Raw genomic sequence first — 13576 nt, forward strand, 5'->3', positions numbered from 1 at the left:
GCCCGTGCGGGGGACATCAGCGGGCTCGGCGCGTGACGATCCAGACGCACCCGAGGCTGATGAGGGTCACCCCGGCGAGATACAGCGTGATGGGTGTGGTCGATGACCAGCTCGTGTACAGGCCGGTGGCGACGGTCGGGGCGATACCGCCGCCCAGGATGGCACCCACCTGGTAGCCGAGTGAGGCCCCGCTGTACCTGACCTCCGCCTTGAAGAGTCCGGAGAACAGCTCCGCGATGGGTCCGTAGACGATTCCCATGAACACGGCCGTGACCAGCAACGCGACCAGGATCAGTGGGGGTCGGGCGGTGTCGATCACCGGGAAGAGCAGGGCCGCGCAGCCGACCAGGCCGACGGAGCCGGTCAGCAGCACCCTGCGCCGGCCGTGCCGGTCCGAGAGGGCGGAGGCCCCGGGGATGACGGCGAGCCACACCAGGGATGCGACGAGGGTGAAGGTGAGGATGAGATTGCGGCTCAGCTCAAGCACCGAGGTCGTGTACGACAGCAGATAGGCCATGAAGATGTAGCCGACGGCGTTGATGCCGATGAACGCACCGGCGGACAGGCACACTTCGCGCCAGTTCTCGCGCAGCACCACGACGACGGGCATGCGCACCTCCGACTTCGATTTCTTGACCGCCTCGAAGTCCGGGCTCTCCTCGATGGTCAGCCGGATCACCAGTCCGGCGATGACCATGACCGCGCTCGCCAGGAAGGGCACCCGCCAGCCCCAGGACATGAATGCCTCGTCGCTGAGGTTGGTCGTGAGCCCGAGGAACACGAGGTTGGCGAGGATGAGTCCGCCCGGCACACCCATCTGCGGGAAGCTGCCGTAGAACGACTTCCTGCGCTCCGGGGCGTGTTCGACGGCCATCAGCACCGCGCCGCCCCACTCGCCGCCGACGCCTATGCCCTGGATGAAGCGCAGGGTCACCAGCAGGACCGGCGCCCAGACGCCGACGGTGGCGTAGGTGGGGAGCAGGCCGATGCCGACGGTGGCGAGACCCATGGTGAGCAGGGATATCACCAGCATGGACTTGCGGCCGACGCGGTCGCCGAAGTGACCCATGACGACACCGCCGACCGGGCGGGCCAGGAATCCGACGGAGTAGGTGGCGAACGAGGCCAGGGTGCCCGCCGCCGGCGAGACGGACGGGAAGAACAGCGGACCGAAGACGATGGCGGCGGCCAGGCCGTAGATGAAGTAGTCGTACCACTCGATGGCGGTTCCGATGAAACTGGCCGTGGCCACCCGCAGCGGGCGGACCCGTTGGGGAGTGAGCGCCTGGGACAGATTTCGGTCGATGGTCACGTGTGTCTCCTGCCAGGGGGAGCGGTGCCGCCGGAGGTGTGCGATGGGGTGTGCCAGAGGGGGGCTCGGCCGCTGGTGTGGTGAGCCTTGCCCGTCACCTGGTGTGGGCGGGACCGGGACGTCGACTCATACGGAAGGGAGGGCGCGGTGGCGCCTCGATCGCCTTCCGCCGGCCGCGATCAGGGGACTCCCGCAGCCGACTGGACCAGAACCTTGCCGAACCGACCGACCGAACGATTGGTCGTTTGATGATTGGTAAGTAAAGGGAGCAGTTCCAGTGGTGTCAAGAAGGTGTGCGGGGGGACTTCACTGGCGGGCGGGTGTCAACTCAAGGTTGACGATGATGAGGGTGTCAACCTAAGGTTGACACATGACGAAACCGGTCGGCATGAACCCACCCGTACGGCTCGACGACCTGATCGAGGCCATCAAAATGGTCCACTCCGATGCGCTCGACCAGCTCTCCGACGCGGTCATCGCGGCCGATCACCTCGGAGACGTGGCCGACCACCTCATCGGCCACTTCGTGGACCAGGCCCGGCGCTCCGGCGCCTCCTGGTCGGACATCGGCAAGAGTATGGGCGTCACTCGGCAGGCGGCCCAGAAGCGGTTCGTCCCCAAAAGTCCGGGGGAGGTGCAGGATCTCGACCCGCAGCAGGGCTTCGGCCGTTTCACCGAGCGCGCGCGCAATGTCGTGATGGCCGCACAGAACGAAGCCGCGGCGTCCGGCAGCGAAGAGATCGGCCCCGCCCACCTCGTCCTCGGCCTCCTAGCCGAACCGGACGCCCTGGCCGCGAAGGAGATCGTGGCCCAGGGCGTCTCCCTGGACACCCTCAGGGAAGCCGCCGTCGCGGCCCTCCCGCCCCGCGCACCCGCCGTCGCCGAACTCATCCCCTACGACGCGGCGGCACGCAAGGTACTCGAACTCACCTTCAGGGAGGCCCTGCGCCTGGGCCACAACTACATCGGCACCGAACACATCCTCCTCGCCCTCCTGGAACACGAGGACGGCAACGGAATCCTCACCACCCTGGGCATCGACAAGACCCGAGCGGCAACCCACCTGGAGAAGGCGGTGGCGGCACGCACGGTCAGGGAACAGCAGGCGGAGGAAGGGGGGCACTAGCCGCGCGGGCGACCGGCCGCAAGAGGTCATCTTCCGCCAATCCGTGGCTGAAGATGACCTTGGGGCTGTCATTGCGGCAGTGGCCGGAATGCGTGGTGGGGTGGAAGGGGAAGTGATCAGGGCGGCCCACACCCCCTCAAGGAAGCCGTGGAGTTGCCGTGACCACCACAGCGTCGCCCCCCATACCCGTGGCCGCAGGATCGCTTCCCCTGATCGGCCACGCGATACCGCTTCTGCGTGACAACCTCGCCTTCATCGCCTCCGTACGCAATCGAGGCCCCCTGGTCAGGATCCATCTCCAGCCGCAGCAACCGACCATCGTCGTCAACGATCCCGCCCTCATCCGCACCATGCTCGTGGACCTCGCACCGGGGCTCGACAAAGGCCGGTTCTTTGTGAAAATGGGGCAGGTTCTCGGCGGCGACAGCGTGGTCACCGCGGCCGGTTCCGACCACGTCCGCCACCGGCGTCAGCTACAACCCGCCTTCCACCGCGCGGAGATCGCCCGCTATGTGGACCTCATGCGCGAGCAGGTGACCCGGACCGTCGACGGCTGGCGGCCGGGCCAGGTGCTCAATGTCCGTGACGTCATGATGGACCTGTCCCTGGACATGCTCGCCGCCACCGTCTTCGCCTCCAGCCTCGACGAGCGCGCGTTCCAGGAGATCCGCCGCCATCTGCCCGTCGTCATGAAGGGCGTCGGAGCCCGCGTCATGCTCCCGGACTGGGTCGAGAAACTGCCACTCCCGTCCAACCGGCGCTTCAACGAGTCACGTGCCGCCGTCCGCGCCATCATCGGCGAGGCCGTCGAAGCCCTGCGGACCTCGGACCGCGACACCGGCGACATGCTCTCACTGCTTCTCGGCGCCCGGGACGAGGAGACCGGTGAGCCGATGACCGGGCATCAGATCTGCTCCGAGATCCTGACGCTCGCCGTCGCCGGGACCGAGACCACCGCGTCGGTACTGAGCTGGCTCCTGTACGAGATCGGCCGGAACCCCGAGATCGAATCGCGGTTCCGCGCCGAACTCGACGAGGTGCTGCAAGGCCGCCCGGTGACCTTCGACGACGTCCCGAAACTCCCGTACACCCGCAATGTGATCACCGAGGCTCTGCGGCTGCACCACACCGGCTGGCTCGTCACCCGGCGCACGCTGACGGAGACCCGCATCGGCGGGTGGGACCTGCCTGCCGGTACCGAACTGGCCTACTGCCAGCACGCGCTGCACCGCGATCCCGAACTGTTCCCCGATCCCCTGCGGTTCGACCCGGACCGGTGGAGTGACGACCGGCAGTCGACCCCGCTGCCCGACGGTGCGTTCCTCCCCTTCGGCGCGGGCAAGCACAAGTGCATCGGCGACCAATTCGCGCTGACCGAGATGACCACGGCGCTCGTGACCATCGCCAGGGCACGGCGCCTCGACGTGGTTCCGGGCCGCCCGGTCCGGCCCGTGGCACGGGCGACCGTACAGCCCGGCACCATCCTGATGAAGGTCAGGGACCACTAGACCGTGTTCTCGGTCTTCGGCGCCGGGTGAACAAATCGGTGGTCAGGTGCGTATGGCTGATGAAAGCGGACTTGTGGTGGTGGCCCGGGGGTGGCGGGGTGGCATCGGTCCGGGTGGACGCGTCGCCGCGGAGGTCCCTGATGACGATCAGCCGAGACACCGACATCCCCGTGCCCGTGACGGGGGAGCGCGCGGCGGACGGGCTGGGGCGGCGGCTCCAGCGCTGGGCGACCGGCGCGCGTGACCAGGCCGCGGTGACCGCACTCGTGGAGGAGCGGTCACTGCTGGCCAGGGACGACGTCCGTCGCGCGCTGGTCCGTGAGGACGGCGTCGGCGGGGTGCTGTGCGACTGGGCGGGGCTCGCGCGGCGCCTGTACGTCCTCGAACTCGACCCGGGGGAGCGGGTGTTCCTCGGGTTCGTGCTGTCGATGGCCGGTCCCCATCAGACCGCGCTCTCCCGGGTCCGGGAACTCGACGAGACCCGGCTCGCGATCGTCCTGCGCGCCCTGGTCCGCCTGTCGGGCAACCTCCGTATCGCCGTCGGCACCCGCATTTGACGGCCAGTACCTGACGCAGTCAGCTGTGGCGCGGCGAATTTCGGTGGCTTTGAACATCTCACCCGGCTCACGCGTACCTCCAGTCATTCAGGCGCCCCATCCGGCCGCTCCGGCGGCCCCGCGGACTCCGTCCCCCCCCAGGAGGTCACGAGTTGAGCCACAAACGCATACCCAAGCGCAAGGTCGTACTGGCGGGAGCCGGAGTCGTCGCCGTCGGTGCGGCAGCCGTCCTGCTGCCCAACGCCAACGCGTCACAGACCGATGACCGTGGTCCGAAGACGATGTCGGCGGCGGACGCGTCGGACCTCGCGTCGGACCTGTCGTCCCGGCTCGGTGAGACCTTCGCGGGCGCCTACTACGACACCGGCAGGAAGCAGGTCGTCGTCAATGTGGTCGGTGGCGACGACAGCGCCGTCAGCCAGGTCGAGAAGTCGGGTGCCGTCGCACGGAGCGTCGACAACAGCACCCGGCAACTGAAGGCCGCCGCAGGGACGTTGAAGGACCGGGCGACCATTCCCGGTACCGCCTGGGCCGTCGACCCGCGCACCAACCGGATCGTCGTCACCGCCGACCGCACCGTCACCGGCGCCCAGTGGAACAGACTGGAATCCACCGTCGCCGGACTCGGTACCGGCATGGCCCGTATCCAGAAGTCGGCGGGTGTGTTCAAGACCTTCGCCGCCGGCGGCGACGCCATCTTCGGTGACGGCGCCCGCTGTTCCCTCGGCTTCAACGTCGCCACCGCCGACGGCGACCCCGCCTTCCTCACCGCCGGCCACTGCGGCGTCGCCATCGCCCAGTGGTCCGACACCCAGGGCGGCGCACCGATCGCCACCGTCCAGGACGCCACCTTCCCCGGCGACGGCGACTTCGCACTCGTCACCTACGACGACACCACCACCCAGGCCCCCAGCACCGTCAATGTCGGCGACGGCCAGAGCGTCGACATCGTCGCAGCCGCCGACGCGGCCGTGGGTCAGCAGGTCTTCCGCATGGGCAGTACGACGGGTCTCCGCGACGGCACCGTCACCGGACTCGACGCCACCGTCAACTACCCGGAGGGCACCGTCACCGGGCTCATCCAGACCGACGTCTGCGCCGAACCCGGCGACAGCGGCGGCTCGCTGTTCACCCAGGACGGCAACGCCGTCGGCCTGACCTCGGGCGGCAGCGGCGACTGCACCAGCGGCGGCGAGACCTTCTTCCAGCCGGTCACCACGGCACTGACCGCCGTCGGCGCGGTCCTCGGATCGGGCGACGCCCAAGCACCCCAGGACCCCCAAGCACCCCAGGACCCGCAGGCACCCGATGACCCGCAGGCAGCCGACGACGGTGCCGGCGAGTCCGCGCAGTACGGCCACTGAGAGAAGTGAGAGAAGTGAGATACCGGCGGTCCGGCTCCTCCCCCCCCCCCGGGGCCGGACCGCCCCTCCAGGGGACCCACGCCCGGCCGAGGGCCCGGTCCCGAGCAGCGACATGTGAGGACCTGCCGTGAACGAGTCCACCACCCCACCCCTCCAGGCCACGCCCGACGGCGGCGCCGAAGTCCGGCTGGTGCTGCGGCTCCAGTGGGAGGACGTCGCCGCGCTCGGTCAGGAGGCCGGGCAACTGGCCGCCCGGCTCCAGCGCCCCGTCACCCTCGACGAAGCCGCCAGCCACCGGCTGCGGGTCCGGCCGGCCGCGGCCCACGCGAAGCCCGCGGCGCCACAGCAGACCGTCGCGCCCTCGACGGTGTCGTCCCTGCCGTCCCGCTCGCCGGGAGACACGGCACGGCAGGCGATCGAGAAGATCACCGGCTCGGCGTGACACCGCGCCAGGCCTGAGCCGGGACGGGCGGTGGGGATCGGTGGCTTCGCCCTCCGCCACACGGCGCCCTGTGCACAATGGGGCCATGATCCAACCCCCCGCTCCGGTCTGGCCCGCGGACTCCTTCCAACCCGTACTCGACCGCATCGCCATCGAGATCGCGGTCAGGGCCGAGCGGGGCGCGCCCGCCGACTACATTCCCGCACTGGCGTGCGCGGACCCGCACCGCTTCGGGATGGCCGTCGCCGAACTCGACGGCACGGTGTACGGCGTGGGGGACTGGCAGACCCCGTTCTCCGCGCAGTCCCTCACCAAGACGTTCACGCTCGCCCTCGTCCTCGCCCAGGAGGGCGAGGCGCTGTGGCGGTACGTCGGCCGCGAACCGTCCGGCAACCCCTTCAACTCGCTGGTGCAACTGGAGTACGAGGACGGCATCCCGCGCAACCCCTTCATCAACGCGGGCGCCCTCGTCGTCACCGACCACCTGCACTCCCTCACCGGCGACGCGATCGGCACCCTCCTGGAGTTCCTGCGGGCGGAGAGCGGCAACCCGGACCTCGGCTTCAACCCGTCCGTCGCCGCGTCCGAGACGGCCAACGGCGACCGCAACGCCGCGCTCGCCCACTTCATGGCGTCCTACGGCAATGTCGCCAACCCCGTGCCGGTCCTGCTCGACCAGTACTTCCGGCAGTGCTCCGTCGAGGCGACCTGCGCCGAACTCGCCCTCGCCACCGGGTTCCTCGCCCGGCACGGAATCCGCGCCGACGCCTCGTCGCTGCTCACCCGCAGCCAGGCCAAGCAGGTCAACGCGATCATGCTCACCTGCGGCACGTACGACGCGGCGGGCGACTTCGCGTACCGCGTCGGGCTGCCCGGCAAGAGCGGCGTCGGCGGCGGCATCATCGCCGTCGTACCGGGGCGCTGCACGCTGTGCGTATGGAGCCCGGGGCTCGACGCGCGCGGGAACTCCGTCGCCGGTGTCGCGGCCCTCGACCCCTTCACGACCCTGACGGGCCTGTCGGTATTTTGAGCGCGCCGGGCGTGCCGGGCGTGCCGGGCGACCCGAGCGTGCCGGGCGACCCGGCCGGGCGTACCGACAGCGCGTGACGGAAGACGTCACGCGGGTCCCAGCGCTCCTTCACCGCTTGCAGCCGCGCGTAGTCGCCCTTGAAGTACAGGGCGTGCCACGGCACGCCGGAGGTGTTCCAGGCGGGGTCCGCGAGGTCGGTGTCCGGGTAGTTGATGAAGGCGCCGTCGTGGACCGGACCGGGTACGGGGACGCCGCCGGTGTCGGCGTACATGTCGCGGTAGAAGGCACGTATCCAGGCGAGATGCGCCGCGTCCTGGTGCGGGTGCTCCCACACGGTCAGATACGAGAGTTTGATGATCGCGTCCCGCTGGGCGACCGCCGTCGACCCCGGGGCCACCGTGTTGACCTGGCCGCCGTAGGTGTTCAGGGACAGGGAGCCGCTCACCACGTCGGAGTCGGTGCGGGTGAGGTGATGGTGGATCTTGGCGATCTGCCGGTCCGTGAACGGCCGCCGCAGATAACCCGACTTGATCTTCAGGCGCCAGTCACCCACCTCGTCACCGGTACCCCGCAGCGCCGCCGTCAGCCACGGCAGCCGCTGCTTCGTGAGCCGGGCGGGCCGGGGCCCGCCCGCGCTGATCGCGCCGATGTGCTCGTCGAGCAGGCGCTCCCCTGCGCCGGGCCCCGCCGCGACCTGACCGACCATCAGGAGGAATCCGGCCGACTGTCGCAGCAGTACGAACTCGCTGTACAGCGCGGACTGTTCGGAGTCAGGGGCGCTGTGCCGCACGGCCCACCGCCCATGGTTCGCCACCAGCCGGGTGAACGCCGGCCGGTCCAGACCCTCCCAGGCCCACTCGGCGCGGAATGTCAGCGCCGAGGCCGGTGGCGCCGGCAGCAGCCGCTCCGGCGCGGTGGCGGCGGTCGTCCCGGGGGAGCGGAACCAGTACCGGGTGACCAGACCGAAGGAGCCGCCTCCGCCACCGGTGTGCGCCCACCACAGGTCACGGTGCGGATCCGACGGCTCCCGGCTCGCGACCACACTCCGGACCTGGCCCGCCCGGTCCACCACGACCACCTCGACCGCGTACAGATGGTCCGAGATCAGCCCGAACAGGCGGCACAACGGCCCGTATCCACCGCCCGCCACATGGCCGCCCGCGCCGACCTCCGGGCAGTAGCCCCCGGGTACGGTCACGCCCCACCCCAGATACAGCCGCCGGAACGCCTCACCGAGGGTCGCGCCCGCCTCGACCACGAAGGCGTGCCGGGCGGGGTCGAAGTACACGTCCGCCATCCCGGACAGGTCGATGACGGTCCGTACCTCCGGGTGGTCGACGAAGTCCTCGAAGCAGTGGCCGCCGCTGCGCACCGCGACCCGTCCGCCCGCCCGCACCGCTTCCCGCACGGCCCGGACCGCCTGCCCGGTCGTACTCACCAGGTGGACGGAGTCGGGCGCGCCCCGGAAGCGGTTGCTCGCGCCCCGCGAGGTGAGGTGCGCGTACCGGGGATCGTCCGGTCCCACGCGGACCGGATCCGGTGGCGGGGGGCAGCCGCGCCCGCCTGAGGGCGCAGCCGTTGATGCTGCTTCCGCCGTTGACGCCGGTCCCGTGGTGCCGAGCGCCGTCGCCGCTCCCGTCAGCGCGGTGGCCCGCAGGACGTTCCGTCGACTGTGTCCGCTCATGGCGCGTCTCCCCTCCTCGCGGGCCACCCACGGCCCCCGTGAAGGACCCTACGAAGACAGGTCGCGCGATGTGAGGGGCCTGGACACCGTGTGCGGGGTGGGGAAAACCCCCGTCGAAGGACATTCGTGGAGGACCCTGGTGGAGGACCCTGGTGGAGGTCCCTGGTGGAGGTCCTTTCGTAAAACAGCTTTGCCTTTGGTGCGGTGCCTCGTTACCGTTGAACGGTCCTGTTGTCTCCGAATGAGGTGGACGTTGCGCATCTGAGGTTCGCGATCACCGCGCCGTACGGCACTCGCCGTACGCCCGTCACTCCGCAGCGGCATCCGCCCTGCCCGTGACCCCGCGTGGCTGCGACCTCGGTGCATGAGCCGTCCCTCAGGTCCCAGGACCAGGATTGCCGCACGCACCCCCTCTTCCGGACACCTCGGAGTGCATCCGGATACCTCGGCCCGGTCGCCGCGCGGTGCTCGCCTCTGCAGCCCCCCGTACACCGCGTCTGCATTGCGAGACTCACCATGGCGACACCCGCCACACCCCACGCCTCCCTGACCTGCTCCGCCCTGTCCTTCCAGTGGCCGGACGGCACCAGTGTCCTCGACGGACTCTCCCTCACCGTCGGACGGGGCCGCACCGGCCTCGTCGGCAACAACGGCGCGGGCAAGTCCACCCTGCTCCGCCTCCTCGCCGGACACCTCCGCCCCGCACAAGGGTCGGTGACCGTCGGCGGCAGCCTGGCCTACCTGCCGCAGAACATCACCCTCGACACGGCGCTCCGCGTCGACCAGGCCCTGGGCATCGCCGAGCGGCGCGCCGCCCTGCGCGCCATCGAATCCGGAGACGTGCGCACCGAGCACTTCGACACCGTCGGCGACGACTGGGACGTCGAGGAACGCGCCCTGGCCACCCTCGGTTCACTGGGACTCGGCCACGTCGAACTGGACCGCACCGTGGGCCGGATGTCCGGCGGTGAGACCGTCCTGCTGCGCCTCGCCGCGCTCCTCCTGGAACGCCCCGACGTCCTCCTCCTCGACGAACCCACCAACAACCTGGACCTGTTCGCCCGCCGCCGGCTCCACGAGGCCGTCGACTCCTGGCGCTCCGGAGTCCTGGTCGTCGTCAGCCACGACCTGGAACTCCTGGAGCGCGTCGACCGCATCGCCGAACTCCGCTCCGGCTCGGTGACCTGGTACGGCGGCGGCTGGTCCGCCTACGAGGAGGCCCTGGCCACCGAGCAGGACGCCGCCGCCCGGACACTGCGGGCCGCCGAGGCCGATGTGCGCCGCCAGAAGCGGGAGTGGGAGGAGGCGCAGATCAAGGTGGCCCGCCGCCAGCGGCACAACGCCAAGATGGACGTCCAGCGGCGGGCGTCCCGGATCGTCGCGGGCGAGAAGAAGCGGTCCGCGCAGGAGTCGGCGGGCAGACTCCGCACCCTTCAGGAGGACCGGCTCGGCGAGGCGCGCGAGCGTCGCGACGAGGCGGCCGACGCCATCCGAGACGACGCCGAGATCCGCGTGAAGCTCCCGCACACGGCGGTACCCGCGGGCCGCACCGTCCTCACCCTGGACGAACTGACGCCTCGGTACGGGGCGTTGCGCGAGGGCAGCCTCCGGGTGCACGGACCGGAGCGGATCGCGCTGGTCGGGCGCAACGGCGCGGGCAAGACCACCCTGCTGCGCACCCTCACCGGTGAGCTGGCCCCGCTGTCCGGCGAGGCCAGGGCACACGTACCGCTGCGGTTCCTGCCCCAGCGGCTCGACGTCCTCGACGAGGAGGTGAGCGTCGCCGCCAACGTCGCACGGCTCGCCCCCGGCACCACCGACAACCACATCCGCTCCCAGCTCGCCCGCTTCCTGTTCAAGGGCAAACGCGCCGAACAGCCGGCCGGAACCCTGTCCGGCGGGGAACGTTTCCGTGCCGCGCTCGCCGCGATGATGCTCGCGGCGCCCGCCCCGCAACTGCTGATCCTGGACGAGCCGACCAACAACCTCGACCTCGCCAGTGTCCGGCAGTTGACGTCGGCGCTCGACGCCTACGAGGGCGCCCTCCTCGTCGCAAGCCACGACCTGCCGTTCCTCCACTCGGTCGGCATCACCCGCTGGCTGCTCCTCGCGGCAGACCTCCAGGAGACCACCGCCGACGAGGTCGACGCCCTCCTGGAGGCACCGGAGTCCGGCTGAGCGAGCGCTCCGCGCGGGAGCCGGGTCGGGAGCCGGGTCGGTCAGGTGTCGGCCCGGCTTCCCGTGGAGACCCGGCGGACCACCCGGAGCAGGTACTCCTTGCGGTCCAGCGGGTTGTGGTCCGTACGGGCCCGGGTGGGGACCGGGCCCGTGACCGGGCGGTAGCGGGCGAACGCCGACTCCAGGACGCCCTCGCCGCCCGTCAGCGTGGGCAGTTGCTGTTCCAGGGCGTGCAGGTGCGCGGCGGGGATCTCGCCCTCCAGGACACAGGACGTACGGGTCGTCAGCGGGGCGCGCGGGACCGCCCGCAGCCGGGTGAGGACGGGCCACACCGCGCCGAACGCGTCCGCCGGGATCTCGATCCGGAAGCGGTGCATCGGCTCCTGCACCTCGGTGCCCGCCCGCTGGAGGGCGGCTGTCAGGACCAGCGGTGTGAGATGGCGGAAGTCCGCTCCCGTACTCGACATGCTCTTGTCGAACACGGCGTGGGAGTGACTCTGCCGCGGGCAGTACCCGGACCGTGTGAGAGTCACCGTGCAGTCCGTGATCTGCCAGCCCCGCAGCCCCTGCGCGAGGGTGTCCCGCACGGTGTCCTCGATCGCCTTGATGAACGCCAGGGGAAGCGAGCCGAGTTCGATACCGAGCCGGAACGCGACCCCGCTGCCGACGGGCGCCGGTTCGACCCGCAGGCCGATGGTGGCGAGGAACGGATTGGGCCCGTCCTTGTCGATGACCTCCAGCGCCTCACCGGTGCCGACGATCCGTTCCCGGCAGATCGTCGTCGACTCCCGGAACGTGACGTCGACCCCGAACTCCTCGGCGAGCGTCGCCTGGATGACCTCCTTCTGGACCTCGCCGTACAGCGAGACGTGCACCTCCTGACGGATGTCGTCCTGGCGCAGATTGATCAGGGGATCCTGCTCGGCGAGTTGCGCCAGCGCGAAGTGCAGGGTGCCCTTGTCGGAGGCGCGGACCGGCACGACGACGGTTTCCAGGGTCGGCGGCGCGAAGTGACCGCCACGCGGTGTCCGGCCGCTCGCACCGGGACCGCCGCCAGACGCCCCGTCATCCGAGGCCCCGTCATCCGAGGCCCCGCCGCCCCGTGCCTCGTCGCCCGATGCCTCGCGCGGCCCGATCGAATCGCCGATCCGGACCCCGCCGAGACCCCACAGCTTCCCGATCTGCCCCGCCGTCACCAAGTCCCGCCGGACGGTGGCCCCTTGGTCGAAGACGCCGATCCCGGAGACCTTTCCCTCCACGGGTACGCCGGTGCTCGTGTCGTCCGCGCCCGCCCGCAGGAGCACCCGGTCCCGGGTCCGTACCGCCCCCGAGAACAGCCGGGCGTACGCGATCTTCTCGCCCGCCGGGCCGCGCTCGACCTTGAAGACCGTCCCGGACAGGGGGGCATCGGCGTCGCCCCGGGGTGCGGGCAGCAGCTCCGGGACACCGGCGATCAGCGCGTCCACGCCCGCACCCGTCACGGCCGAGCCGAAGAACACGGGGTGGGTCCGGGCCCGCCGCGTCTGGGTGGCGAGCGCGCGCCGCAGCCGGTCGTACGACACGGCCGTCTCGTCGTCCACGTACGCCGCGAGCAGGTCGTCGTCCTGATCGGCCAGCAGTTCGAGGAGGTGCGACGTGAAGAGTGTGCTCCCTGCCGTGTACGGCGTCACCGTCGCGTCGCGGTGGCCCGGACGGTCGACCCGGCCCATCGGGACGACCGCCGGGGTGAGCCGTTCGGCGATGCTCCGCAGGACGCGCTCGGGGTCGGCGCCGGCGCGGTCGACCTTGTTCACGAAGATCAGGGTCGGGATACGCAGCCGTTGCAGGGTGCGCATCAGGACACGAGTCTGTGCCTGGACACCCTCGACGGCGGAGACGACGAGCACGGCACCGTCGAGCACGCTCAGCACCCGCTCCACCTCGGCGATGAAGTCCGGGTGGCCGGGGGTGTCGATCAGATTGACCGTGATGTCGTCCAGCGTGAAGGAGACGACGGCGGATTTGATGGTGATCCCGCGCCGGCGCTCCAGGGCCAGCGAATCGGTCTGTGTGGTGCCGTCGTCCACACTGCCGATCTCGTCGATCACACCGGCGGCGTGCAGCAGCCGCTCGGTCAGGCTCGTCTTACCCGCGTCGACATGCGCGAGAATTCCCAGATTGAGCAAATGCACTGAACGTCAAGTCCTTCGAAGAGGGGGAGATTTCCTTCTGGGTGGACCTGAGAGTTCCGCGCATGATCGCCTCCTGGATCGAATGACTGCCCGTCGAGTCCAGCAGAGCGCCGCGAGACCCGGCAACCCAATTACCCGGGACCGGACTGCCGTCACGGGACCGGGCACCCGCCTCACGCGCCCCGGATCGGCCGTCCGCCGGAC

At 70.5% G+C, this 13576-nt stretch carries 10 protein-coding genes; 7 read left to right on the forward strand and 3 right to left on the reverse strand.

Annotation, left to right across the window (positions count from 1 at the left end):
* Window positions 1-16: 16 nt before the first annotated feature.
* Window positions 17-1312, reverse strand: a complete 1296-nt coding sequence (locus ACIQNU_RS10635; RefSeq protein WP_401363855.1) for an MFS transporter — start codon at window positions 1310-1312, stop codon at window positions 17-19.
* 370 nt (window positions 1313-1682) lie between these two features.
* Between ACIQNU_RS10635 and ACIQNU_RS10640 the strand changes: the two genes are divergently transcribed.
* The 6 genes from ACIQNU_RS10640 (at window position 1683) to ACIQNU_RS10665 (ending at window position 7339) form a co-directional block, all read left to right on the forward strand.
* Window positions 1683-2438: a Clp protease N-terminal domain-containing protein gene (locus tag ACIQNU_RS10640; RefSeq protein ID WP_401363857.1), complete on the forward strand. Its 756-nt coding sequence runs from the start codon at window positions 1683-1685 to the stop codon at window positions 2436-2438.
* 158 nt (window positions 2439-2596) lie between these two features.
* Window positions 2597-3946, forward strand: coding sequence for a cytochrome P450 (locus ACIQNU_RS10645; protein ID WP_401363860.1), 1350 nt, complete (start codon window positions 2597-2599; stop codon window positions 3944-3946).
* A 140-nt stretch (window positions 3947-4086) separates the two neighbouring features.
* Window positions 4087-4503: a hypothetical protein gene (locus ACIQNU_RS10650; RefSeq protein ID WP_401363863.1), complete on the forward strand. Its 417-nt coding sequence runs from the start codon at window positions 4087-4089 to the stop codon at window positions 4501-4503.
* 152 nt (window positions 4504-4655) lie between these two features.
* On the forward strand, window positions 4656-5867 hold the full coding sequence (locus ACIQNU_RS10655; protein ID WP_401363865.1) for a S1 family peptidase: 1212 nt from the start codon (window positions 4656-4658) through the stop codon (window positions 5865-5867).
* Window positions 5868-5994: 127 nt separating this feature from the next.
* Window positions 5995-6309: a hypothetical protein gene (locus tag ACIQNU_RS10660; RefSeq protein WP_401363868.1), complete on the forward strand. Its 315-nt coding sequence runs from the start codon at window positions 5995-5997 to the stop codon at window positions 6307-6309.
* An 85-nt stretch (window positions 6310-6394) separates the two neighbouring features.
* Window positions 6395-7339 carry a glutaminase gene (locus tag ACIQNU_RS10665; RefSeq protein WP_401363871.1) on the forward strand — a complete coding sequence of 315 codons (945 nt, stop codon included), beginning with the start codon at window positions 6395-6397 and terminating at the stop codon, window positions 7337-7339.
* On the opposite strand, the gene ACIQNU_RS10670 is transcribed toward ACIQNU_RS10665, so the two are convergent.
* Window positions 7308-9023 (reverse strand): FAD-binding oxidoreductase, encoded by a 1716-nt coding sequence (locus ACIQNU_RS10670; protein WP_401363874.1) that lies wholly within the window; start codon window positions 9021-9023, stop codon window positions 7308-7310. The two genes, ACIQNU_RS10665 and ACIQNU_RS10670, sit on opposite strands and share 32 nt — an antisense overlap.
* 516 nt (window positions 9024-9539) lie before the next feature.
* On the opposite strand from ACIQNU_RS10670, the gene ACIQNU_RS10675 reads away from it, so the two are divergent.
* Window positions 9540-11201 carry an ABC-F family ATP-binding cassette domain-containing protein gene (locus ACIQNU_RS10675; RefSeq protein ID WP_401363877.1) on the forward strand — a complete coding sequence of 554 codons (1662 nt, stop codon included), beginning with the start codon at window positions 9540-9542 and terminating at the stop codon, window positions 11199-11201.
* Window positions 11202-11242: 41 nt separating this feature from the next.
* Here the strand turns inward: ACIQNU_RS10675 and ACIQNU_RS10680 are convergent, their stop codons facing one another.
* Window positions 11243-13372 carry a GTP-binding protein gene (locus tag ACIQNU_RS10680; protein ID WP_401363879.1) on the reverse strand — a complete coding sequence of 710 codons (2130 nt, stop codon included), beginning with the start codon at window positions 13370-13372 and terminating at the stop codon, window positions 11243-11245.
* Window positions 13373-13576: the final 204 nt, after the last annotated feature.

Origin of the sequence: Streptomyces sp. NPDC091292 (assembly GCF_044757265.1) — a bacterium.
In the GTDB taxonomy this organism is placed as follows: domain Bacteria; phylum Actinomycetota; class Actinomycetes; order Streptomycetales; family Streptomycetaceae; genus Streptomyces.